This is a genomic window from Clostridium sp. FP1 (assembly GCF_011065975.2).
GTDB lineage: Bacteria > Bacillota > Clostridia > Clostridiales > Clostridiaceae > Clostridium_AD > Clostridium_AD tagluense.
Genome location: NZ_JAAMNJ020000001.1, coordinates 3,701,214 through 3,727,028 on the forward strand (window position 1 = coordinate 3,701,214; position 25,815 = coordinate 3,727,028).

Annotated in this window: 14 protein-coding genes and 3 pseudogenes; 5 read left to right on the forward strand and 12 right to left on the reverse strand. The window is 33.2% G+C overall.

The window, feature by feature from the left end; translation table 11 throughout:
• Positions 1-211: 211 nt before the first annotated feature.
• Together G9F70_RS18110 and rsmH are read left to right on the forward strand one after the other, a co-directional pair.
• Positions 212-466, forward strand: a pseudogene (locus G9F70_RS18110) (elongation factor G-binding protein); the annotation flags it as partial.
• 188 nt (positions 467-654) lie between these two features.
• Positions 655-1,704, forward strand: a complete 1,050-nt coding sequence (gene rsmH, locus G9F70_RS18115) for a 16S rRNA (cytosine(1402)-N(4))-methyltransferase RsmH (protein ID WP_164944514.1) — start codon at positions 655-657, stop codon at positions 1,702-1,704.
• 238 nt (positions 1,705-1,942) lie between these two features.
• Here the strand turns inward: rsmH and G9F70_RS18120 are convergent, their stop codons facing one another.
• From G9F70_RS18120 to G9F70_RS18155, 8 genes and pseudogenes are all read right to left on the reverse strand, one after another.
• The gene (locus G9F70_RS18120; protein WP_164944515.1) at positions 1,943-2,863 is read right to left on the reverse strand and encodes an alpha/beta fold hydrolase; all 921 of its coding nucleotides are present in this window, start codon (positions 2,861-2,863) and stop codon (positions 1,943-1,945) included.
• Between the two features lie 41 nt (positions 2,864-2,904).
• Positions 2,905-3,396 (reverse strand): helix-turn-helix domain-containing protein, encoded by a 492-nt coding sequence (locus G9F70_RS18125; protein WP_164944516.1) that lies wholly within the window; start codon positions 3,394-3,396, stop codon positions 2,905-2,907.
• 214 nt (positions 3,397-3,610) lie between these two features.
• Positions 3,611-3,937, reverse strand: a complete 327-nt coding sequence (locus G9F70_RS18130; RefSeq protein WP_164944517.1) for a hypothetical protein — start codon at positions 3,935-3,937, stop codon at positions 3,611-3,613.
• 246 nt (positions 3,938-4,183) lie between these two features.
• A pseudogene (locus G9F70_RS18135) lies at positions 4,184-5,595 on the reverse strand (heavy metal translocating P-type ATPase); the annotation flags it as partial.
• A 60-nt stretch (positions 5,596-5,655) separates the two neighbouring features.
• Positions 5,656-6,366, reverse strand: a complete 711-nt coding sequence (locus G9F70_RS18140; RefSeq protein WP_164944518.1) for a hypothetical protein — start codon at positions 6,364-6,366, stop codon at positions 5,656-5,658.
• A 183-nt stretch (positions 6,367-6,549) separates the two neighbouring features.
• Positions 6,550-7,944, reverse strand: a pseudogene (locus G9F70_RS18145) (sulfite exporter TauE/SafE family protein); the annotation flags it as partial.
• A gap of 220 nt (positions 7,945-8,164) precedes the next feature.
• Positions 8,165-9,301, reverse strand: coding sequence for an NlpC/P60 family protein (locus tag G9F70_RS18150; protein ID WP_164944520.1), 1,137 nt, complete (start codon positions 9,299-9,301; stop codon positions 8,165-8,167).
• Positions 9,302-9,475: 174 nt separating this feature from the next.
• Positions 9,476-13,507 carry a beta strand repeat-containing protein gene (locus G9F70_RS18155; protein ID WP_164944521.1) on the reverse strand — a complete coding sequence of 1,344 codons (4,032 nt, stop codon included), beginning with the start codon at positions 13,505-13,507 and terminating at the stop codon, positions 9,476-9,478.
• A 769-nt stretch (positions 13,508-14,276) separates the two neighbouring features.
• Between G9F70_RS18155 and G9F70_RS18160 the strand changes: the two genes are divergently transcribed.
• Positions 14,277-16,115 (forward strand): APC family permease, encoded by a 1,839-nt coding sequence (locus G9F70_RS18160; RefSeq protein ID WP_164944522.1) that lies wholly within the window; start codon positions 14,277-14,279, stop codon positions 16,113-16,115.
• A gap of 93 nt (positions 16,116-16,208) precedes the next feature.
• Here G9F70_RS18160 and G9F70_RS18165 read toward each other — a convergent pair whose 3' ends face one another.
• The 4 genes from G9F70_RS18165 to G9F70_RS18180 all read right to left on the reverse strand — a co-directional run bounded on the left by G9F70_RS18165 (position 16,209) and on the right by G9F70_RS18180 (position 20,178).
• Complete coding sequence (locus G9F70_RS18165) at positions 16,209-17,165, reverse strand: acyl-CoA dehydratase activase (protein WP_164944523.1); 957 nt, start codon at positions 17,163-17,165, stop codon at positions 16,209-16,211.
• Complete coding sequence (locus tag G9F70_RS18170) at positions 17,146-18,243, reverse strand: 2-hydroxyglutaryl-CoA dehydratase (protein WP_164944524.1); 1,098 nt, start codon at positions 18,241-18,243, stop codon at positions 17,146-17,148. The genes G9F70_RS18165 and G9F70_RS18170 overlap by 20 nt, the downstream gene beginning before the upstream one ends.
• Positions 18,197-19,135, reverse strand: coding sequence for an acyl-CoA dehydratase activase-related protein (locus G9F70_RS18175; protein WP_164944525.1), 939 nt, complete (start codon positions 19,133-19,135; stop codon positions 18,197-18,199). The genes G9F70_RS18170 and G9F70_RS18175 overlap by 47 nt, the downstream gene beginning before the upstream one ends.
• A 104-nt stretch (positions 19,136-19,239) precedes the next feature.
• A complete protein-coding gene (locus tag G9F70_RS18180) occupies positions 19,240-20,178 on the reverse strand; it encodes an N-acetylmuramoyl-L-alanine amidase (RefSeq protein WP_164944526.1) in 939 nt (312 codons plus the stop codon).
• Between the two features lie 142 nt (positions 20,179-20,320).
• On the opposite strand from G9F70_RS18180, the gene G9F70_RS18185 reads away from it, so the two are divergent.
• Both G9F70_RS18185 and G9F70_RS18190 read left to right on the forward strand, forming a co-directional pair.
• Positions 20,321-20,806, forward strand: coding sequence for a DUF4883 family protein (locus tag G9F70_RS18185; protein ID WP_224617662.1), 486 nt, complete (start codon positions 20,321-20,323; stop codon positions 20,804-20,806).
• A gap of 137 nt (positions 20,807-20,943) precedes the next feature.
• Entirely contained in the window at positions 20,944-25,806 is a 4,863-nt protein-coding gene (locus tag G9F70_RS18190; RefSeq protein WP_164944527.1) for a cytidyltransferase, read from the forward strand.
• The last annotated feature ends 9 nt before the right edge of the window (positions 25,807-25,815 follow it).

Here is a 25,815-nt window from a genome sequence, read left to right on the forward strand (position 1 = left end):
AGTATTCCTGAGCTAAATCTAAGATTACAGCACCTTTTATATATTTTAAATAAAATATCTTTACTCCTACAAAAATTTATTTTTTGTTGAAGCAAAGACAAAAAAAACTGTTACAAAGCTACGTTTGCAACAGTTTCCATTCTTATATGAAGGAACAAATGTATGAAATCATCTATTAAATCGCCTAATGCTGAATAATTGCACACTAAGTAAACTTATAGGTATGGCATGTAGAATTTCAAGTTATGGTACCAATAACGCTCATAGATGTGTGCTTTGCAACCACTCAGCTGGAGAAAATGAAGTAGACTTTGTTTCACCTATCTGCAAAACAGCTAATACTGGGGAAGCTGCCTATAGGTCAATAGACTTTGATCTATGTTTAGATAGCAAGAAGTGTAACGAACGAATCGTAGCAATCGAAAAGCTTGAGAAAATTTTAAAGGGTGTTAACAGTATAAAGTGATAGTGACATGCTTATCCAAACCATCTCCACCGGTGAAAAAAACCAAGAAATGAATACAATTGAGATTTCCTAGCATAAAGCATCTTATTCAGATTTTCTTCTTTGTGAGTTTGCTTTTATGAATTGTATTTGGTATCATATGATTTGTAAGAACATTACAAAAAGTTATTAAAAAAGGTGGAGTAACAATGGATAATCAAGAGCAAAAACATCAGCGACGTGTTCGATATAAAGGCACTAACCCTAAATCTTATAAAGAAAAATATAAGGAACTGCAACCAGAGAAATATGCTGATACCATAGCAAAAGTTATTCAAAAGGGTAGTACTCCTGCTGGTATGCATCGTTCAATTTGTGTTAAAGAAATATTAGAATTCTTACAAATTACTCCCGGGCAAACAGGACTCGATGTAACACTAGGTTATGGTGGTCATACTTTAGAGATGCTTAAATGCTTAAATTCAAAGGGACACTTGTATGCAATGGATGTAGATTCTATTGAGTTACCGCGCACCCAAGAGCGCTTAGAGAGCTTAGGTTATGGCTCCGAAATTTTAACAATCAAGCAAATGAACTTTTCCCATATAGATCAAATTGCTTTAGAATCAGGGCCATTGAATTTTGTATTGGCAGATTTGGGTGTCTCTTCAATGCAAATAGACAATCCTGAAAGAGGATTTTCATTTAAGAGTGAAGGGCCACTCGACTTACGTCTAAATCCTAAAAAAGGTATATCTGCTGCAGCTCGTTTAAAAACTATTTCGCTAGATGAATTACAAGGAATGCTTATAGAAAACGCCGACGAGCCTAATGCTGCAGCAATCGCTAGAGCTATTATTTCCCAAATTAAAAAAGGAATAGATATATCAACAACAACGCAGCTTCAACAAATTATCAAAGATGCTCTGAAATTTATTCCAGGAAATGATACGAAGGATGCAATTAAAAAAACCTGTCAACGATGCTTTCAAGCATTGCGAATTGATGTCAATAATGAATTTGAAGTGTTATATGAATTTTTGGAAAAGCTTCCTACTACCCTTGCTGAGGGTGGGCGCGTTGCTATACTTTCATTTCATTCAGGAGAAGATCGTCTCGTTAAAAAATCTTTTCAACGCTTTTTTCGTGAAGGCATCTATCGTGAAATAGCTGAAGGTCCTATTCGACCATCATCACAAGAATGTAATACCAATGGTCGTGCTCGCTGTGCTAAATTACGTTGGGCTATAAAAGCATAATTTTTAATTTTCGGCACTTAATTTGCCTAAAAAGACAGCAATCTAGTCTTTTTAATAATTCTAAATGACTTTATCAACATAGCCTATTATAATCAATCTTCTTGATTATAATAGGCTATTACTAAAAAAAGATAGACTTCCCCTCCTCAAAATTATTCACTTTCATTATAATACAACAAATGATACTTTAATATTTAAATAAAATATTTATTGGTTATTTACCTATATATAAACATTATCAGTTGATTTTTTCGAGGAAAGTACTTGCTGCATCACAAATATCTGTAACATTAGTTTGATAAATGAAATGGGAGCAATCAATAATTCTTGATTCAGCTTTTGCTCCCAGTCTATTTAAGTGATTTATTTGATATTCTGCTCCTACTTTTTTCTCCGTTTGTGAGGATATAAGTTTCAATACCGGTATTTCTTGAGGGAAACCTATTGCATTTACCTCCTTGATATTTTCAAGCATGCGATACGACTGATTGATTATAGTATCGTTGAGAACATAATAAGCAAACAATTTATAGTCACTGATTTCTTTTTCAGTGTATCCATTTTCGGCTTTTTGAGAAGGATGCATCAATCCATTAATGCGTGTTAATCCACAAGCTTGCTGCAACTTGGCTATTCCGAATAAGAATTTGGGCGGATTTCCAGTTCCTGTTTTTGCAGTTGATGTTGTGTCCAGCATAATAATCGCAGACACCTCATCAGGATATTTTGCAGCATAATATTCACTGTAAATGCCAGACGCGGAGTGAGGCATTAAGACATAAGGCGCCTTAAAGCCAGCCAAAGATAATGCAGTTCTGATTTCTTCCGTATAGTTTTCATTTGTTCGTGGTGTATCTGCCTGGTCGCTGAAACCAATACCGAAATATTCAATGCAGACAACAGTATATTCTTTAGAAAGCTCTCTCATCAGTGGTCCAAAGTCCGCACTTGGTAAGGACACCCCAAAACCCGGTAACAACACAAAGGTTTTCTCGCCATCACCCATAGAATACACATGCATCTTTTGCTGCTTTATTTCTACCATCTGTCCATAAGGTGATACAGCTTCAAGCTCATTTGAAAAAAATATTTTATTGATAGCAAATCCGATTATATTAAGACAAACAATGACTCCTAAGATAATTGCAAAAACAGTCATTACCTTTTAACCTCTTTTCTTTTTGATTTTATACATTTTTCTCACTCACTCTCTGTAGGTGCAGATATCACAGAAATATCTCTGGCTTTTCTTCCGTTTGCAACTTCAAAGTTGTATTTTATAATAAGCACTCGTAGCTCCGATAAAAATTGGTCAAACTCATTGTCATCCATCATAAGCACTGAATTGTTCAAAAAAATTTTATCTTTAGCAGGGTCCGGATTTTCTCCGCTGAAGTAGTTGTGAAACCTTGCATATCTGTTCATCAAAAAACCCAATGCATTCTGAGAAGCATTTTCAAGGGTGTTATTCTTTGATATTTCCCCTATATTCAAGGCAAGGGTTCTTTCAAGGCTCCCTCGAATTTTTTTTTCGGATACAACAGATAAAATGTTGTTATCCAATAAAATATTGATATGACGGTACATGGTGGTCCTCGGAACATCACTGATTTTTTCACAAAGCTCTGTGGCAGTAATGCTTCGTCTTGTGGAAAGCTCTTGTATGATTCTCATTCGGGCAGGATTTAACATAACCTCATTTATCTCTTTCGTAATACTACACCTCCATTGGTTCCATTTATAATTATAATACCAAAAATGGAATTAATCAAGCAAAACATTAACCCCTGTTTTAATGTTTGAATACACTCATAAACACAAAAAAAAATTAGTACAGGAGTAAATTCCCATACTAATTTCTAGTTAGACATACACTTCTAAAATTATTACACAAATCTATCATTATCTATTTTTTTATTATTACATCATACAAAATACCAGTTCTGCCTACAGCTACAACATCTAAAGTTAGTAATGAATGACAGTACCCTTCTTTACATTCCGGTATATTTAAATATTCATGTTTCAGTTCTTCCAAATATCCACACCTGTATTTTTCGTCACTTACTAGTTCTTGCAACTCATTTATTATGTTATTCTCAAATTCATCCCTGGTATACTCATTGTATGTACCCATGATTTGAGATTCCCCATATACCGCCTTTATCCATACCCTAAATACCATCTCTGTACTACATGTATATTTCTTTTTTAAACTATACTTAACTGACATCTAATTTTACACCTCATTTAACCTTTCTTTTATTATTTATGACATCTTAGCTACTAGCATAATTATGCCCATTTTCATGTCAAAAAAATAAATTTTAGGAGCATATATAGTGAACCCCTTAGTAAAAATTTCACATCATTTATTCGTGATTTACAATAAATATTAAACTTTACTTATAATTTTTAAATAAAAGCCTTAGAAACTACATAAAAAATATTTTTTTATTTCTCCTTTCAAATTTTAATTTTATGTTAATGGCTTAAATCCTTTTAACCTTAAAGCATTTGTTAATACAGAAACCGAACTAAAACTCATTGCTAGTGCTGCAATAATAGGATTTAGAAGCGGGCCTCCAAATAGGTGCAGTATTCCCAGTATATTGTAACCAAAAGCCCAAAATAGGTTTTGTTTTATATTTGTTATTGTTTTCTTACTTAACTGTAACGCAGCAGGTACATCCATTAAATCACTTCTCATAAGTACTATGTCTGCGGATTCCATAGCTACATCTGTACCTGACCCTATAGCTATACCAATATCAGCTTGGGCAAGTGCAGGCGCATCATTAATTCCATCCCCAACCATAGCAACTTTTTTACCTTCTGCTTGAAGCTTTTTAACGACCTTTGCTTTATCCTCAGGCAGAACTTTATTACCTTATATACTAACTTCTATTCCATAACCAGGTATAGCTTCAAACTTATCTACCTTTTTAAGTTCTAAAGATCTTTCTTCTGCACCTTTAACTATAGCCTCCCCTAATGGATGTTCAGATCCTTTTTCAGCAGAGGCTGCTACTTGAAGTAAGTATGTCTCGGAAATACCCTCTACAGTAACAATATCTGTTACCTTTGGTTTTCCCTCCGTAAGTGTTCCAGTCTTATCAAATACTATATCACCCACTTCAACTTCATCAATTGAAATTTCAATTTCCATATTATCTCTTATGATAATAGCTGTTTTAGGTGCTAGGCCCATAAGCTTTTTAATTGCCTCGGAAGTCTTTCCTTTTGTAACTGATTCTAAATACTATCCTAAGGTAATAAGTGTCAAAATAACTCCTGCTGATTCAAAGTACATTACATAATCAACATTCCCCAGAAAGGTTATTTCATATACAGCAAATAAACTATACAAAAATGCCGCAGATATTCCAATGGATATAAGCGAATCCATATTAGGACTTAACCGTACTAAAGATTTAAATCCAACAATAAAATACTTTTTACCAGAAGTCATAACTGGAATCACAAGTATCAATTGTATAATGGCGTAAGCTACTGGATGTAGCATAGGGTCAATAGCTAAAGGAAGCTGATAGTTCAACTTTTCTGCAATCATTGGCACCATTGCAATTAGAAGTAATGGCACTGCAAATACTGCTGATATTATAAATCTATTCCATAAGGCTTTTATTTCTTTTTCTTTTTTTCTCGATCAATGTCCACGTTACTTTCATCTTCGCAGGCTTTGTATCCTGCTTTTTCAATTGCTTTCTTTATGTCAGAAGTTCTTACCCTGGTCGGTTCAAATCTTATATTCAATTTTTCAGTAGCAAAATTTACATTTGTTTCAACTACTCCAGGGAGTTTTTTTATAACCCTTTCGATGGTCTTTGCACATGCAGCACAGGTCATTCCTTCTATTTTTAATGATTTTGTTTCCACCTTATATTGCCTCCTTAATACCTTGCATAGTATATTTATAACTAACTGAATTTATTTTAATTTATAACCCTTAACTAATTCATCATCTTTACTGTCCATATTATCTTTACCAGCTACTTCTAATTTAAATCCAGTACCCTGAAGTTTTGTAACATCTAAGCCTGCTTTAATTAGTGGCTCTGCCTTAAATACAAATTCCATGTCCTCATCAGATGTTCCTAAGTTCTCTGTAAAATGCACTGAATTTCCCTCTCCAAGCATTAAAGCATAATGTTTTTCATCTGCCATATATTTAATTAGCTTTGGATCCTGCTCTAAGATTCTTCTAAAAGCATCCTCTGAGCCATTTGAAGTTTCTTTTTTATCACTTACGTTAAAAGGAAAAATTATTCTATTTGATAGCTGAACTCCGCCTTCTATCTCAGCAGGTTTATATACCCACTTATTTGGGTCTAGCTTTTTAACATCCAGACCAGCTTTAATTAATGGATCCGCATCTATTACCATAGCAAAGTCTATTTTATTTGCAGAGGTATCTTTAGTCCATTCGAACTTATCATTTGCAGGAAGCTTAAATCCCCAATGCTTAAGAGCACTGTGATAGCCCTTGCTCTTAGGATTTGCCTTTACAATAGCATTAAAAGCTTTAAGCCCACCATCAGAGTCTTTACTTACAGTTTGAGATTTACTACTACAGCCCACAAATGATAGAGTAAGAATAGCTGAAGTTAACAATATCATAATTTTTTTATTATTTTTCATATTTAAAACAACTCCTTCTAATATTTATAGTTATATAATATCCAATTATTATGAAGATCAAATTAAGAAACATATTATTATTCACCTATGCTCCTAAATACTCTTTTCTTATTTGCTCTAAATCTACATTTTTCAAATCATCTACAATAACCATAGACCCTACAAACTTGGTTTTTAAGGTGCTGTGGAATCTCCTCCACCCATGTTGCAACCAGGCATTCCACTTGATGGAGCTGGTATTGAAGCATCTGGCTTTGAGGTGTCCACAGCTTTCACATTGTCAACCACTTTAAATATACCCCTAATCATGCCCATTCCACAGCTGAAGTTTATATCTTTATCCTTTGGTGTAAATTCAATAACATTCTCGCCTGGCTTCAAATCCCTCTGAATGTTTAAAGTCGGAATAATAATTTGGCTGTTACAGGAATTTAATGCCTTACCATCAATTATCCATTTTACAGGCATATTTTTCTGTATATATAGACCATTTGGGGTATAACCAGCACCATCTGCCGTCATCCGAACTATCTGAACCCCATTCTCTATAATTGGTTTAGCAGCGGGCGAAGCTGATGCCGATGTTTTATTACCAGATAAAGTAGCAGCTAGTGAAGCTGTAGTTGGTATGTTAACACCAGCCAGGGCTAGTCCTCTAGTTCCCATTACCATACCCAAAACTACAACTAGTATTCCACTAAATTTTAAAAGAGTTTTTGTATATCCTTTACTTATGAGACCTGATAGTGCGCCAAAGGTAAGCATTAATGGTACTGTACCTAGAGAAAATATTAGCATAGCTAAGGCACCCTTGTAAGCACTTCCAGTTCCTAAGGCATATAATTGCATTGTCTGAAGGGGTCCACAGGGCATAAGTCCATTAAGAACGCCGACTAAAAAAGGAGTCTTTGGTTTTTTCTTAAGCTTGCAAGCAGACCATGGGAGCTTTATATTAAACTTTCTGAATAAGCTATAGCCACTCATATTGAGTCCCATCATTACCATAAACAAACCAGCAAATATTTGGAGTCCAGCCTTAACGGGTAATGAGAGTGAAAGCACAGAACCTAGAGAACCAACTATCCCACCAAGAATAGTGTAGGAAACAACTCTACCTGCGTTGTATAGAATGGCAGGTTTCATGGAGTCAAATTTACTTTTACTATCTTTATTTATACTTTGTGATAGCATTATTCCCCCACACATACCTACACAATGGATTGATGTAAGGGCTCCAACAATGAATAGAACAAAATATGTAGCACCGTTTAGCCTTGAGGTCATATCAATTCCACCTGTTGAATTTCCAATTAATATAATTGCTGCTACAATTATGAATATACCCACTATTTTATGGTTATTTGAATTCTCTGTACTATAACCAGCTGCTTTTATAGTAGTTTTAATATTTTCGTTGTTGCAGAAATCTGTATCATACTCTATAGTTAAAGATTGGTCGCTGAAACTAGCCTTAGCGGTTTTTACACCATCTAATTTTGTAACTGCTCTTTCCACTCTTGCCCCGCAAGATGTACATGTCATGTCAAAGACTTTGATTTTTTCTTTTTTAACGCTCACTTTTTTACCTCCTAAAAGTTCTTATCTTAATAGTTAATGTTATATTAAATGGCTCTTTATCTTGCAAGGTTCATGAATATTAAGCTGTACCTTTAATCCTATGAATATAAATCTTAATTTTAATTATACAAAAAAGATGTGTAGATTTTATAAAGAATATATATTATGCAAAGTTCATTAAAAAAACTTCAAACTGTACTTTGCACAATATATGTATTTCTTATTTTACTCTTCTGGCAGTTACATAATCGTTTCTTCCTACTGGTGAAATTTTAATCACATCTCCTGTATGAGGTGCATGGATATAATTATTATCACCAACGTACATGCCCATGTGGTGAGGACTCGCAAATGTTCCAAAGAATATCAAATCTCCAGGTTGAAGATTATCTCTTGATACTTGTACACCATCGTTTATCTGATCAAAGGTGGTTCTCCCTACTGATATTCCAAAATGCGCGTATACGTATTGTGTAAATCCTGAGCAATCAAATCCCGAAGGAGATGTTCCACCCCATAAATATGGTGTGCCAAGGAAGTTAGAAGCGTAGGCTATTATAGCATTATCTGCTATAGTAGCTGATCCTCTTGAAGGTGTATATTTAGGTGATGAATTTCTTATTTCATTTATCCTTGTTATGCTTTTACTTGCTGACACTTCTGGTTCACTTATTTGTGCTATAAGAATATTTGCCTTACTGTTTTTTAGTTCTGTTATCAATTTATTATGTAACTCTTTAGAGACAATTTCCTTGCTCTTTAGTTCAGCTATCAATTTATTTTGTGATTCTTTAGTAACATTTATCTTATCAAGCTTCTGCTTATTTTCTACTTGTAAATTCAGCAATACTCCCTTTGTATTATTTAAACTTTGCTGCTTTTCAATTAATTCTTTTTGGGCGACTTTAAACTCCGCCACTACTTTTTCATCAAATTCAATAATGGTTTTTATGTTTTCTACTCTAGATACAAAATCTCCAAAGCTCTCTGACTCAAGTATTACACTCATATACCCATCAAATCCATTTATGTACAAGATTCTCATTCTACTATTAAATAATTCTTGTTCCTTTTGGTTTTCCTTTTCAACCTGTTTAGCCTTCGTAGCGGCACTTTCAATCGCCTTTTTAGTTTGGAGTATTTTCACTTTATTTTCTTCTGTCTTGATCATGATTTCTTCAATTTCATTATCAAACTCTTCTAGTCTAGTTTCAATTGCTCCCCTCTCATCTTGAATTTTTGTTAGTGAATCCTTCTGCTGTTGTAACTTCTCATTTGTTGGAATCGCGAGTGTTGTTACATTTGAAGTGAAAATCAAGGTAATTACAACGGCGATACTTCTCAGGGCATTCTTCATTATTACATCTCCTTCACTCTTTTAAAATTCATAAGACACAGAGAGAATTTATCATAAACTTATGTAGTTCTTATGAAGATTGCGCACACTCTGGGCGCAGAAAAAAAAACCCTTGTAAACATTTTATTTTGTTTACAAGGGTTTTTAAATATAATTTTTTATGGGTAAACTATTCTAATTTTCAGCAACATAGTCAGCTTTGGTTCTGCTACTTTCATTCTTACCAGGAATTGTAACACTAATATATACACTTCCTGACGCTAAATTAAGTTGAGATATAGTAATAGTTATTTGTGTACCATTGGATGATGCTGTTGCTATACCAATCAAATTTCCACCAGTAGAAGCATCATAAACTTTTACAAGCGAACTAGGTATCAAATTATTCACTGTAATTGTATCAGGTGTATTTACTTTATTATTAACTATACTTACATTTCCAGCAAATACAGCTGCTGAGTCTTGCTCTGCAGTATAATTGACTTTTATTCTGCTACTTTCGCCTTTCCCGAAATTTGCAACAGAAATATATGCACTTCCAGCGTTAGTATTTAATTGTGGGATGGTAACAATAACTGAATTGTTATTGTTTGACACAACAGCTGAACCAAGCAAATTACCATTACCTGCAGCATCATAAACATTAACAATATCATTAGCTGTTACGCCGCTTACAGTTACTGTATCAGCTAATACAGCATTATTTACAATAGATATATTTCCTACAAGGGGAGATATAGACTCTGAAACATAATCAGCTTCAGTCCTGGCACTCTCTGTATCACCATATCTTATTACAGATAAATAAACACTTCCAGCAGTGGTTCCAAGTTGTGAAATACTTATAGTAACGTCCGAATCACCACTTGCTACAGTTGCGGTTCCAAGCAAAGTTCCACCCGTAGCCGAACTATAAGCTTTAACTATATCCTTAGATGATAAACCTGTTACATTAATGGTATCGGATTTTCCTGAATTATTTACTAGGGTTATATCACCTTTAGCCAGAGCATCTGATTTTGATTCAGCATTATATGTTACTGGGGTTCTAGCACTCTCTGCTTTACCAGTACTTTTCACAGAAACATATATGTTTCCACCACTGATTCCAAGTTGTGTTAGTGTAAGCGTTACTGCCCTGCTACCAGCAGGTACCGTTGCTGTTGCTAATAAAGTTCCAGTAGCACTGTTATATATATTAACTACATCATTAGGTTGTAGACCTATCAATGCAACTGTACCAGGTATTGTTGCATTGTTTACTACTGTTATATTTGCAACGTCTGGAGCACTACTAACTAGTTTTGCAGCGTAACCAATCACTGTTCTATCGCTTTCTAGCTTTCCTGTGCTTGTAGTTGACACATATACATCTCCAGCTACAGATCCTAGCTGAGTAACTGAAATCGTTGCTTCTGTATCATAAGTTCCAACTGTTGCTGTACCAAGCAAAGTTCCTCCTACAGCGGCATTATAAACATTTATAATATCGCCACCGCTTATTCCGTTAACTGTTACTGTACCAGCTATCCCCGCATTATTTACAATAACTACGTTGCTAGCTACAGGTGAATGAGATTTAGATTCTGCAATAAATCCTACTTGAGTTCTACCACTTTCAAGTTTGCTTGTACTTATTACAGAAACATATACACTTCCTGATCCAGTTCCGATCTGATTAATTGAAACTGTTGCACTTGTTGCATAACTTGCTATAGTTTCAGTTCCAAGTAAGGTTCCGCCAGTAGCAGAATCATATACATTCACTATATCAGTAGCAGAAAGTCCCGTTACTTTTACAGTATCTGTAATTCCTGCATTGTTAGCAACAACAATACTACTAGCTGCTGGAGTATTGGAAGTTGGCTCTGCAGAATAATCTACTTTTGCCCTATCACTTTGAGATTTGTTTGTACTTGTTACTAATACATAAACGCTTCCTGCAGTAGTTCCAAGTTGCGGTATAGAAATAATTGCATCAGTACCGCCGGAAGCTACTGTGGCAGTGCCAAGTAAGTTTCCACCCTTAGCCAAATCATATATATTTACAATATCATTAGCAGAAAGTCCTGTTACTTTCACAGTATCTGCCATACCTGAGTTATTGGTAATTGATACATTTATAGCATCTACCAAACTAGATTGACCTTCAGCGGCATATTTAACGTCTACCCTAGCACTTTCTATTTTATTTGTACTTGTTCTAGAAACGTAAATATCGCCTGCTTGGCTTCCAATCTGGGCAATTGTTATTGTTGCTTCAGAACTGTATTTTGCCACTGTTGCAGTCCCTATCAAATTTCCACCCCGTGCTGCATCATACACATTGATGATTTCATTATCTGAAAGTCTACCAACTTGTACGGTATCAGGTTGTCCTGCATTATTAGTAACTACTATATTACTAATATCTATAATAGTAGAACTGCCTTCTGCAGCGTAAGTAGATTGTGTTCTTGAGCTTTTGATTTTATTTGTACTAGTTATAGAAACATATACGCTTCCAGAACCAGTTCCAAGCTGAGCTATAGATACCGTAGCACTTGTACTACCAGAAGCTACTGTAGCAGTCCCTAATAAAGTTCCACCACTTGCGCTATCATATACATTTACTACATCACCATCAGCTAATGTAGAAGCATATACTGTATCCGCTTTACCTGAATTATTACTTACAATTATATTATTCACATCTATGGTATTAGATTGTCCTTCAGCAGCATAAGAGGTTGCAATCCTTCTGCTTTCTATCTTGTTTGTACTTGTAACGGAAACATATACAGTCCCCGCAGAAGTTCCAAGTCGCGATATGCTAACAGTTGCAGATGTATTATTAGTTGCCACTGTTACAGTTCCTAATAAATTACCTCCGGTTAACGCATCATATACCTTAATCACATCTCCAGCAACAAAATCGGATACAGTCACTGTATCAGCCGTCCCTACATTATTAGTGATTAATATATTACTAGAATCAACTAAAGTTGATTGCAATTCTCCATTATAGGTTACGCCAGTTCTATCACTTTCAAGCGTTCCTGAACTTGTAACCGAAAGATAAACAGTTCCTGAGGTCTTGCCCAATTGAGATACATTAATAGTAACATCGGATCCAGATGCTGCAACAGTCCCTGTTGCTATTGTAGTTCCTCCAGATGCTACCGTATATACATTAACTTTATCTTTAGGAGAAAGTCCATCTACGTATATTGTATCAACTTTTCCCGTATTGTTTGTAATTGTTACATTTCTCACAAGTACTAAATTGGATTGATTTTCAGCCGAAAAAACTATAGGAGTTCTAGTACTTTCATGCATTCCTAGGCTTGTGACTGAAATATAGAGAGTTCCACTTGTAATTCCAAGCTGAGTAAAAGACTTGGTTACCTCTGTGGTATTAGAAGGTACTGTGGCAACTCCAAATAAATTTCCACTAACTGCTACAGTGTATATTTTTACTATATCGCCAGGATTAAGCCCGGAAAGATTTACTGTATCGGCTTTACCTGAATTATTTGTAATTGTTATGTTACTAGCTATGGGTGCACTTGAGTAATTTTCGGCTGAAAAATCAGCTCCTACTCTATCACTTTCAAGCATCCCTTTACTCTTAACTGAAATATATACACTTCCACCGGTAACACCAAGCTGAGTGAAGGATTTAGTTACATCTGTAGTATTGGAACCCACAGTTGCAGTTCCAAGTAGCCCTCCTCCAGTTGCTTTATTATATATTTTTATTGCATCTCCAGGAATAAGCCCCGAAACATATATTGTATCGGCTTTACCTGAATTGTTTGTAACTATTATGCAAGATGACAATGGAGTATTGGAAACAGGCTCCGAATCATATTCCATTTTAGTTCTACTGCTCTCCGTCATACCTTTAGACATAACAGATATATACACGCTTCCTTTTAAAGTTCCAATCTGCGCTATTTTTATAGTTAAATCTGTTTTATTTGCACCTACAGTTGCTTTGCATATTATTTTTCCACCTGTAGCAGCATTATATACGTTAACTATATCACCAGTCATTACACCAGTGACATATATAGAATCCGCTGTTCCTATTACATTGTTGGTAATTGTAACCTCATCTGAACTCGGTGCAGCTGATGCGCTTAGTGCATAGGCCGTATATGGTTGAAAAACAAAAAATACGATTAATAGTATAGACAAAATTCCTAAAAGTGACTTTTTCATTATAATAACTCCTTTCAATAATAAGATGCATATCAACTATTTACAATTAGATAAATTTTATAAGGTGTTCTTTATCTAACGTTTTAACGACATTTCAGAAGGAAAGCCTCCTACTTCTATAAGTGGGAGGTACATGCTACAACAAAAATAAAACTTCAGTGGGAGTCTAAATCTCCTTCTGAAGTCGTTAATATTGCAACACCGCAGGTGATGATTTAACGACTTGATCTAACTTAAATTATAATAACAATAAAAGCAAATTTTCATGTGTACCTCCAAATTATTAATTTGCATCCTTGCATAAATTTGCATCCTTGCATAAATACTCTTTAAATAAATTATCGTAATAAATTGTCTTTTCTTTAGGGGTAGAGTCAACATTTCCCATAAAGTATGGAGGTGATATATTTGGTAACATTCGATGATCGATTAAAAACTAAAAGAAACAAAAACCATATTAATTAGAAACAATGCCTGATTATTTATCCAGATCTTCATTGTCACTTAAATGGAGTTTGATATGAATTACCACCTTAAATTTTTTATGTCGCCTAAAAGATGTAATATTATAACAATTCAAATACCATCTAAAACGAATCTACAGTAAGTATATACAAGCATGAGGGACAATATATGTTTTTTTGTGAATAAACTCACGAATTTAGTCGTATTTTGTCATAATTGAAGGAATTCCAAATTGATGTTCCTCAATCAATACTATATAATAGAAAAATATTGTAATGATAAATTCTATTATAGAGGTGTATTTATGTTTTCAAAGTTAAGAGAATTACTAATAGGTAAGACACTAAAAACAGAAGAATTAGAGGGAGAAAAATTAAATGTTTTTTGGGGACTGCCCATTTTATCTAGTGATGCTGTTTCTTCCGTTGCATATGCTGGGGAAGAAATTTTAATTGTATTAATTGGCGTTATAGGTCTTATGTCATATAGATATATGTTTTATGCCGCATTGTGCATTGTTGTGCTATTATTTTTACTTGTTATGTCTTACAGGCAGACTATTGATAGCTACCCATGTGGTGGAGGCTCATATATAGTTGCAAAGGATAATCTTGGTATAGTCCCTGGACTTACTGCTGGAGCAGCACTTACCATAGATTATATACTTACAGTTGCTGTTAGTATATGTGCTGGAACCGCTGCAATAACTTCAGCTATGCCATCCTTGCTTCCTCATAAAGTACCTATAGCTCTTACGATGTTATTCATTATAACATTAGGTAACTTAAGAGGAGTGAAGGAATCATCTAAGCTTTTTGGAGTTCCAACATACTTATTTATCTTTTCTTGCGTAGTGCTTATTGTTACTGGTATTGTACGGCACTCTATTTTTAACTATCAACCAGCCCCACTGTATCCAGCGCCACAAGCAATAGGCGACATTACATTGTTCCTGTTTCTTCGCGCATTTGCTTCAGGCTGTACTGCATTATCAGGGGTTGAAGCGGTAAGTAATGGTATACCTAATTTTAAAGAACCATCACAAAAAAATGCAAAAGCTGTTTTGGGTTTACTAGCTTTTTTAGTTCTATTTATTTTTGGTGGTTTATCTTTCCTAGCAACAATTTATCATCCAGTACCTCATCCAGATGTAACAGTCTTTGCTCAAATTGCTCAGCAAGTTTTCGGAAAAAACATTATGTTTTACACTATGCAAGTTACCACTGCATTAATTTTGGTAATGGCTGCAAATACAGCCTATGCGGGCCTACCACTGTTACTTTCTTTGATGGCAAAAGATGGATATGCTCCAAGACAATTTTCTCAAAGAGGAAAGAGGCTAAGTTTTTCAAATGGAATAATAGTACTGGGAGCAGCTGCAGCTATGTTAATTATTGTTTTTAAAGGTGATACTCATTTGCTTCTTCCTTTATATGCAGTAGGTGTATTTTTATCTTTTACACTTTCACAGGTTGGAATGTTCTTAAAGTGGGTAAGAAGTAGAACACCTGGCTTTAGACATAAGGCATTTATAAATGGATTAGGTGCTATTGTAACTTTTATTACGGTAATACTCATAGGTATAACAAAGTTTTTCCATGGTGCTTGGATAGTTTGTATTATAATACCTATACTTGTTTATCTTATGGTGAAGGTTAAGGAACATTATACCAAAGTAGCAGAGCAACTTAAATTAACCTTAGAACAAAGACCTAATGAAGGAGTTACAACGAATAACCAACAACATGTAATAATACTTGTAAGCGCCTTAAATAAATCATTTTTAAAGTCATTAAACTGCGCTAGATGCTTATCACAAAATGTAGTTGCCTTTCATGTATCAACTGATTCAGAAGCTACTGAAAAATTAGAAAGAAAGTGGAAAGAGTATAATCCCGGAATTCAATTAATAATAAAGCATTCTGCCTATAGGGATATAATGAGACCATTAATGAGTTTTATAGAATCTGAAGAACGGGCTTCAAAACATGGTGAAACTGTAACAGTTGTGATAACACAATTTTCTATTACTAAGTGGTGGCATAATATACTTCATAACCAAACAGCATATTTTATAAAGAGTATGCTATATAAAAACAGAAATGTAGCAGTGCTTACTGTACCATATATAATAGAAGAGTAGAAATGGATGTTTTTTCCTCCGTCACCATTAAATTAAAAAAACACCTAAGAAAATTTTTCTTAGGTGTTTTTTTGTATTTGTCTTTTTCAAATTTTATATCACCATCTTACCACTCCATTTACCACATCTATCTCCAAAGCAGCCTATAGTTTTTTCTCCATCTTTTATTTGAATTACCTCACAATTATTTCCACAACCATTACACTCAATACTTCTAGGCACAAAATCATTAGTTGCTATTTCAAAGCCTTTGAAATTAGTTTTTCCACTTTTCATAAGTTCTTCTTTTGCAAGTATAGCAGATCCTATTGCCCCCATTACATCATAGTGCTCTGGAACATAAATCTCAGTATCTAGTGCTCTTTCAAAAGCTGCTTTAATGCCAATATTTGCTGCCACTCCGCCTTGAAAAAATATTTTTGAGCGAATATCTTTTCCTTTGCCTACATTACTTAGATAATTCCGTACCATGGCCTCACAAAGACCTCCTATTATGTCTTCCTCATTATATCCAAGCTGCTGCTTATGTATCATGTCAGATTCAGCAAAAACAGCACATCTACCAGCTATTCTTACGGGTGATTTTGACTTTAATGCGTACTGCCCAAAATTTTCGATAGGAATCTCAAGCCTTTCTGCCTGCCTATCAAGAAAAGACCCTGTACCTGCTGCGCATACCGTATTCATAGCAAAATCTGTAACTATGCCATTTTTCAGTAAGATTATCTTTGAATCTTGGCCTCCAATTTCTAATATAGTGCTTACATCTTTGTCAATTTCAAGGGCTGCCACTGCATGAGCAGTAATTTCATTTTTTATTATGTCAGCGCCTATTAAGAAAGCAGCCATCTGTCTTCCACTACCCGTAGTACCTACTGAAGCTATTTGCTCACTACCATATTGCTCACTTAAAATTTTAAGTCCATTTTGGATTGCCTTTATTGGTTTACCTTTTGTTCTTAAATATAACTTTTGAATAACCTTTAAAGTATTATCTAATAGTACAATGTTAGTACTTACAGATCCTACATCAACTCCCATATAATACATTGCTTTTCTTCCTTTCTAACATATCTACAAATGCTTCTATTCTAGTAATGTATCCTGCCTCTCCAGTCATTTCATCTACTACCAAGGTCATTATTGGAAAATCCTTGTCATTTGAAATTGCAGGCAAAATAGCTTTTGATACAATTTCTGGCATACATCCCATAGGGAAAATTTGAATTGCTCCATCTAAACTCTCTTTCTGCGCAAGTAATGCTTCTCCTATACACTCTCTAGCGTGCCCACCAATATAATGTGGAAGGTATTCTCTAGAGGCTAATCTTATATCAATTGAGTTAAGCTTTAAACACCTAAGCGCCGTGTCTTTAATCCACCAACTAGGAGTAAGCATTCTTTTAGTGGATACTCCGTAATCCATAAGTTTATCTTCTATATAAAGATTAGAAAATGGTTCAATTACAGTATAGATTTCACCAATAATTGCAATTTTTATTGGTGACTTATGTTTATTAATAGAAATCCCACTTATTTTCTTCTTGTATTCTTTTAGGATATTCACCATCTGTGATGGTGTATTTGCTTTTGCAGCATTGTTTTTGCATTCTTTTAAAAGTCTCTTAAATTCTCCTTTGTTTACTTCAAATCCTGTTAAATAATGTGCTTTACTTTCAATTTTCTCTATTAAATCAATTACATTATAGGCCATCTTTAGTGCTCTAAATCTTTCACCCCTACTTTTTGTACTATTATCTGAAATCTTGGATAAACGATTTAAAAATTCCTCTTTGCCTATATCAAAAGGGCTATCGACTACAATAAAAGTCAAATCGTGTCCCATTTTCTTTAGTGCATTGATCTGTAATTCACAGTACTCACCAAATCTACAAGGTCCACAGCTTCCAACTATAATTATGGTATCTGCGCCCTTTTCTATACTCTGCAAATAATTACCCATCATAATTTTATAAGGTAAGCACATTTCTTCTGGAGAAAACTTTGAACCTAATTCTAGCGCCTCGTTACTACTAAAAGGTGGAATTATGCATTCTATTCCCAGTCCATCAAATAGTGCTTTAGCTGCAAGATATGTGTTGCCTAAATGTGGAAATGTTATTTTCATTATTTTTTTTCCTTTCAATCATATCAATAAAAGCCTCAATCCTTGTGTCTAGCCCGCCTTCACCAGTATGTTCATCAACTTTTAACACTAATAGTGGAAAATCCTCAATTTTTTCTTTAATAAGTTCAAGCACCACAGAGTCTATTCCACAAGCAAAGGATGATATATATATTGCTCCGGAAATCTCATTGTGTTTTGCTATAGCAGTTGTAAATCCATAGGAATTTGTAGCAAAGGTCCAAAATGGCCTTTTAAAAAGAGTTTTTACTTGTAAGTTAATTTGCTCCTCCTCTACATATTCTTCTGTTATAACCCCCACCCCCATTTTATTTAATTTTTTTACTATATTCATATTAATAAAAGTGTCATAAAGATTATATGGATGACCTACTAGTGCAATAGTTATTTTAAATCCTTCATCTTTAATACCAAATTTAAAGTTTCTCTGCTCTTCTAAGGCACTGTTAAATGCAGCTCTTATTTTACTAGTATCCCTGGTAATCATCTTCCCAAGTTTTTTACACCAAGTATATAAGTCCTTCTCACTGTTGGCATATATAGGTTCTGTCATTACCTTTGGCATATTGGGTATGCTATATAATATCATTTCCGGAAGCCCACAAAACTTAGGACATATAAATTCTCGCTCCCTGACCCTCATAATTCTAGGTATTATTAATAAATCACATTTGTCTTTTATATCTATTATATGTCCATGAAATATCTTTATAGGCAAACAAGCCTCGTCAACACAGCATTTAACTCCTGCGTTTAAAATATCTTTATTTGTATCTGTAGATGTAATTACTTCTGCATCTAATTCAATTAAAAACTTTTCTATAAAAGGATGGTATTTATAATATAATAAGCCCTTTGGGACACCAACTTTCATATTTTCCTCCTTGTTTTCCAATCTATTAGTACTTCTTTATTCTGAACTATTAAACTAAAAAGTATTCCTAAATATAAAAAAACCTGGACTTAAGTCCAGATTTTTTACACTATTAATCCATTCCAAGTAACTATCCCCACTATACCATCAACATTTATTTTTTTTATAGTTTGATATTTTAATACCGCTTTTTCAGTATCATTACCAAATATTCCATCTATAATTATATTTAATCTCCACTGAATATAACGGTTAGCAACAATATTATTATTGCCAAATTTAAGCAGAGGCTTACTTAAAATATTTGCAAGTGCTGCATTTGTCTTCAAATCGTTAACACCATTTATTTCGAGGCCTATTATGCCTTGGAATCTCTTAATAGAAGATATAGTTTTTTCGCCCATAATTCCATCCTCATTAAGTTTTTTTCCAGTATAATCTAATATATTTAGTATATTCAATCCATTTTGCATTTTTAACAATGCAATGTCCGCTGAGGGTTTTGCATCTCCATTTTCACTGTCTTTTTCATTAACGGTACTTCCTGTTAGCCCTTTTACAATGGCATTTGCTGTCTTTTCTGCATTAAATCTTTGCATATCCTCTTTAGAATCTACAAATCCACCTTCCACAAGTATAGCAGGCATTTTTGTGTTTTTTAGTACATATAACCAGCTACCATCCTTTACCCCTCTATTAACATAATCTAATGCTGCTATGGCATCCACAACTCTTTTTGCTATATCTTTTCCTTCTTTTGATATAGCAAACACTTCTGTTCCACGTCCACCGCCTAGATTAAAATGAATAGACACATAGACATCCACCTTTTCTTCATTTGCTTTATTTACTCTTTTATAAAGTGAGTTGCCTAAATTAGATGCAAAACTTGGAGTACAATTAACTACCTCATACTTAAGTGTTTTTAGTTTTTCTATAACGCGATCTCCAACTTGTTTATTTAACTCATCTTCTTTTCTTATACCCACAGCTCCCGTGTCTACTGGTGGACAGTTGTGTCCAATATCAATCCCATATTTCAAAGTAATTTTCCTCCCCTTTAAACTTTAATTCCAAGTTAATTTTCTATCTCACAATTAAAATATGCTAATATCCATATATTGTGTAATAAAAGATAGTTTTGCAACATATTTTATTTACAAGGCAGTATAAGGATGTGGTTATTTGAAAGTTAATATAAAGAAATCTATTTTAATAGTAGTATGTATTTTTTTCTCTTTAAATCTCTCTGGATGTAATTATAAATTTAATAAAACTGTTTTTACAAAAAATAAACCAAACAATTATTATTACACAAATTTATTAATGAAAGATTTATCTCTAGAAAAGCCAACAGAGCTTTATGCTCTATATATGAATTTTTATAAGAAGAAGGACTTTTCTGCGGAGGATTTATCTGCATTCACTGGATTTTTCAATTCATTAAATAAGGATAATTTCATAGAAAAGCCAGCTAACTTACCAAATAAACCTTTATATAAAATATTTTTAACCTTTAGTAAAAATAAATATATTATAAATGTCTATAGCCAGAATTCTATTTCCATATATCCCTGGGATGGTGAATACAGCATGGATTATATTGACACAAGTAAAATGTACAAAGCTTATAATCTTTATGGACTATGCAAATACCTTATACCTAAATAAGGTATTTGTTTTTTTTCTAGGATAATTGCATTCTCCTCTATAATTAATCACATTATAAGTATATAATTTCTAATATAGATAAGGCACATAGCAATCCATAATTGTTATGTGTCCAAGATAACTATGAGGAGGTATGCATGCAAGCTATAGATTTTAAAGGGATTAATCAAAAAATATCCAAAAAATTATTAAGTCCAAAATATTTGAAAAGACATGATATTCCAAAAGCTCTTATAGAAGATTTTTTATCAAGCTCATGCTATTTAGAAAACTTAAGAATTATGATAGAATGCATGGATTTTACATGCACGCGCACTCTTTTAATTTGTGAACCTGTGATGACTCAGCTGTGCAAAGATAATTTACCCAAAGACATGCTTAAATACTTATATAATTTCGCATTAAATAAATCCTTTCCAGAGGCTGTAACTATGACACTTCATAGTAATTTAGAAACTGCTTGTAAACTGTATCTAGCGGTTCTTAGAATTGTATGCAATGTTCAAAAAAGTTATAGTGATAACACTTGGCAAAGTGAATACGCCATGAATTTTTTACTACAGGAAGAAATAGAAAGTTTAGAAAATGACGATGAATATATAAAATTCACTAAAGCTTTTAAAAAAGATTATATATATGAGATGATGAAACTTAATGGTGAGGTTTTTAAATATAATACCCTTGACCATATTTGTGGAGTGCATTATCTGGCGCTACATCTTGCAAGGCAACTTAAGCGCAAGAATGTTAAAATAGATTTAGGTAGAGTTTCAGGAGCTGCGGCTGGGCATGATGTTGGAAAATATGGTTGCTTTGGTGATGATCTTAAAAGAGTTCCTCATTTACATTACTATTACACCGATCAATGGTTTAAAAAACATAACATAAACTACATTAGAAATATTGCAATAAATCATTCTACCTGGGATTTAGAGCTTGAAAACCTATCACTAGAATCACTAATATTAATATATTCTGACTTTAGAGTTAAAAATCTTGAAACAAGTTTTGGCCCCACTATGAACATCTTCTCCTTAGATAAATCCTTTAAGGTTATACTCGATAAATTAGAAAATGTTGATGAAAAAAAAGAAAAAAGATATAGAAGGGTATATGCTAAACTAAAAGATTTTGAAGATTATTTAATTAGTATTGGCATTAATACGTCTCTAGATAAAAATGAAAATCATGAGATTCCAAAATCTCCAATTTATTCACTAATGCAAGGAAATGATATAGTTCAAAACCTTAAATATCTTTCTATAAATCATAATATTAACTTAATGCATACCTTGCGTGACGAATTTTCTTTAGATGAGGTATTAGAACAAGCTAGAAGTGAAAAAGACTGGAAAAATTTAAGACAATATATAATGGTGTTTGAAGAATATTCTACATATTTAACTCAAAAACAAAAGCTACAGACTATTAAGTTTCTCTATGATAATCTGACTCATTCTGAAGACGATATTAGGCGTGTTTGTGCTCAGCTTATTGGAGTGCTTATAGCTATCTTTGACGAAGACTATAGCAAGGAAATTCCCAAAAATGTTAATATAGAAAACCCTAATATACCAAGCTCAGATTTATTTGTGGAATATTTGAATTTATTACTTTATCCAAGCCACAAAATGATTTCAAGTCATAGAACTTGGATGGGCTATAGCACTAGAATTATGGTTAATAGCTTATTTGAAAATTGCAGAAAAAGTATGCTCATCCCCTACAGAAATATTATTCTTAAGTATTATGATTCTGCACACTTTGGCAATACGGAAACTCAATTGTTTTTACTCGTAACTGCAAAATATATTCCCATGGAACCTTATGAAGAGAAATTGTCCGTATTGTTTAAATATGTGATTTCAATGACAAACAAAAGAAGCAGTATTTTAAGGCTTTCTGCCTTAGAAATTATAAACGACTTAATAATAAAGCTTCCAAAATCTAATTATTTAAAGGACAATTTAATAGGACAGTTTTCCAGTTACTATACTAAAAGTAAACTCCCTGCGGAAAATTTACTTAAACTTAGAATTTTCACACTGCTTAATCTTAAAACTTCTATTCCTATTTTTCAAAAATTTTGCGTGCAGGATTATGCAAAAATACCCGATATATTTTTAAGCAATTTAAAAACAGCAACTGATTGGATAAAAAAGAAAAACCAAATCGATTTATTATTAAATTATACTTTAAATAAAGCCCCTGCCACAGGACTACATACAGCTATTCATTTTTGTAATTTGCTTAAAGTAAGTGCTATTGAGAGTGTCCGCAGTAGGGCAGGCATTGCCATACTTAAAATTATGCCAACACTTACATTACCTGAACGAAACGAAATTTCAGTAGAACTTCTTCGGGCACTCGAGATAGAAGGCCATAGATTTACTGAGTATATTCCACCATATTTCGGTGAAATCCTTCTTTGGTTACAACCTGTAGAGTTAAATGAAATTATTGATGATTTAAAAATTAAAATAAAAATAGCCAATGAAAATGTAAAGCCTCTTATTCTTAAGACCCTAGGTGTGTGCCTAGCTAATTATCCTAAGTACAAAAGTAGATTTATTGAAAAATCAGAGGATTATGATAATCGCCTATTAAATATACTTGGTATACTTTTAAATGGCCTGGCTGATTACAAAACAAAAGTTAAACAGTCCGCCATAAGTACCCTGGGCAAAGATGTTTTTGGTTCTAAACTGCTGTCTTTAGAGGAGAAAATTGTTATATTTAAATTAACTGCAAAAAAAATTCTTACACTAATTACGGAGGATAGCGAAGAACAGTTACTTTTCCTTACAAATTCTGCAGCACTAAATCACATATATAGATTTATATCAGATTTCAGTTTCTTTATAGGTGAAATTAATATACCTATTCCTTCAAAAACAGCTTTTTTCCCGGGCACCTTTGACCCCTTCTCCCTTAGTCATAAAAACATTGCAAAATCTATAAGAAATATGGGTTTTGAAGTTTATTTATCTGTAGATGAGTTTTCTTGGTCAAAGAAAACCTTACCAAATTTACTTCGTAAAAATTTACTAAGTATGTCCATTGCAGATGAATTAGATATTTTTATTTATCCAGAAAGCTTTCCAACAAATATTTCTAATCCAGAGGATTTGAAAAAATTAACGGAAAACTTTAGTGGATCTCAGGTTTATTTTGCCTCTGGCAGTGATGTTATATTAAATGCTAGTTGCTACAAAAAGCCTATAACAGAATTCTCTATACACAATTTTCCACATATAATTTTTGAACGTGGAAAAAACAAACAATTAGATGAGGCTAAGAAAAGAATCCTTGGAGAAATTAAATTGATAAATCTTCCTTCTAATTATGCTAGTATTAGCTCTAGTCAAATAAGAAATTATATTGATGACAACCGTGATATTTCAAGCTTAATTGATCCGTTAGTTCAACAGTATATTTATGAAAATGGTTTTTATCAAAGAGAACCACAGGATAAGCTTTCACTGGCATATCCTCATATAGATATTGAGTTTGCTGAAGAGTTTACTGAAAGCTTTATAAAAAAGCTCTCTAATTCCTGTAGTGACAAAGAACTTGTTTTCCAAATTTTAACCCAGCTATCAAAAAAAATAGCGCCAAAACTTGTCATAATTAAAAATATCCAAAGTCATGAGATTCTAGGTTTTGCATCAATGCATTGGATTCGTTCCAATATTTTATACAGTGAATTATATGATGATAAATTATCAAGATATGTTCGTGAAAATGCCTCTGGTAGAATTATCCTTATTGATCTAATGTATATAAACAATAAGGAAAAAAGTAAAGAAAAGAACAAAATCTTGGAGCAAATACTTATTACAGAGTCTTTAGCTTATGCCTTATCTAAAGACTATGAATATGCAATTTTCAAACCAATTTTACAAGAATTATATGCTCCTTCATTAATAGAACTTCTATATTTACATGGTTTTAAAAAAGTTGATACCACTGATCCTAGTTTAACTGCTCTTGTGGTGGATATGAATAGTCCTTGTGTATTAAACTTAGATTTAGAAAATATTCTTAAAGAACCCTTTAGGAGCAGTGCACGGGTAAAGCAAGTTATTTGCAGTACAAGAAAGCGTTTGCAACAGGTTATATCTAATTTGTATCCTGGAGAACTCGTATTATCCTTTGATAGTGATGTACTTCACCAGCAAATGATAAAAAAGGTTTGTAGTGAAAATGATGTCCCAATTAAAATAAGCCATACAAAGCAAAATGGGGAAGCTATGTGTGTACCTTATGGAGATATTCTTGACAGATATATAGTTCCAAATACTGTTACAAAATCACTACATACAGAAAAGTTTTTTAATCCTGAGCTTAAGAAATTTCATATTGGAGAATTCCCTTATTATTTAAATCTTGAGCATCAAATTAAAATGATAAAGTCTTTTAATAGACCTGTGATACTAGTAGATAATATACTTCATAAAGGTTATAGGATGAAAGCTTTAGACCCTCTCTTAAAAAAGGAGTCCGTAAATGTAAAAAAAATTATTGCTGGTATTCTATCTGGACGAGGAAAGGATCTAATGGATATGCAAAGTCGCGATGTTGATAGTGTTTACTTTATACCAAAGCTTAAAATCTGGTTTAATGAGAATACACTATACCCATTTATTGGTGGAGATGCGCTATGGAGAGGCACTTACCCAAAAAGAAACTTACTTCCCTCCATTAATTTAATACTTCCCTATACTTACCCAGTTTTCATAAAAAATGTACTACCCAAAAATCTTTATGAATTATCAAGAGTGAGTATTGAAAATTCTATAGAGCTTTTAAAAGTTCTGGAAAATGAATACCATATCTTATATACTCGTAATTTAACTTTAGCTTCACTCGGTGAAGTATTTACGGTTCCACGCTGTCCTGATATTGGACGTGATATGCATTATGATTTAAATATTTCACCCTCCCACTACCTAGAAAATGATTTACAGCAATTACGTAGGTTAGATAATTTATTATAAATAAAAAGA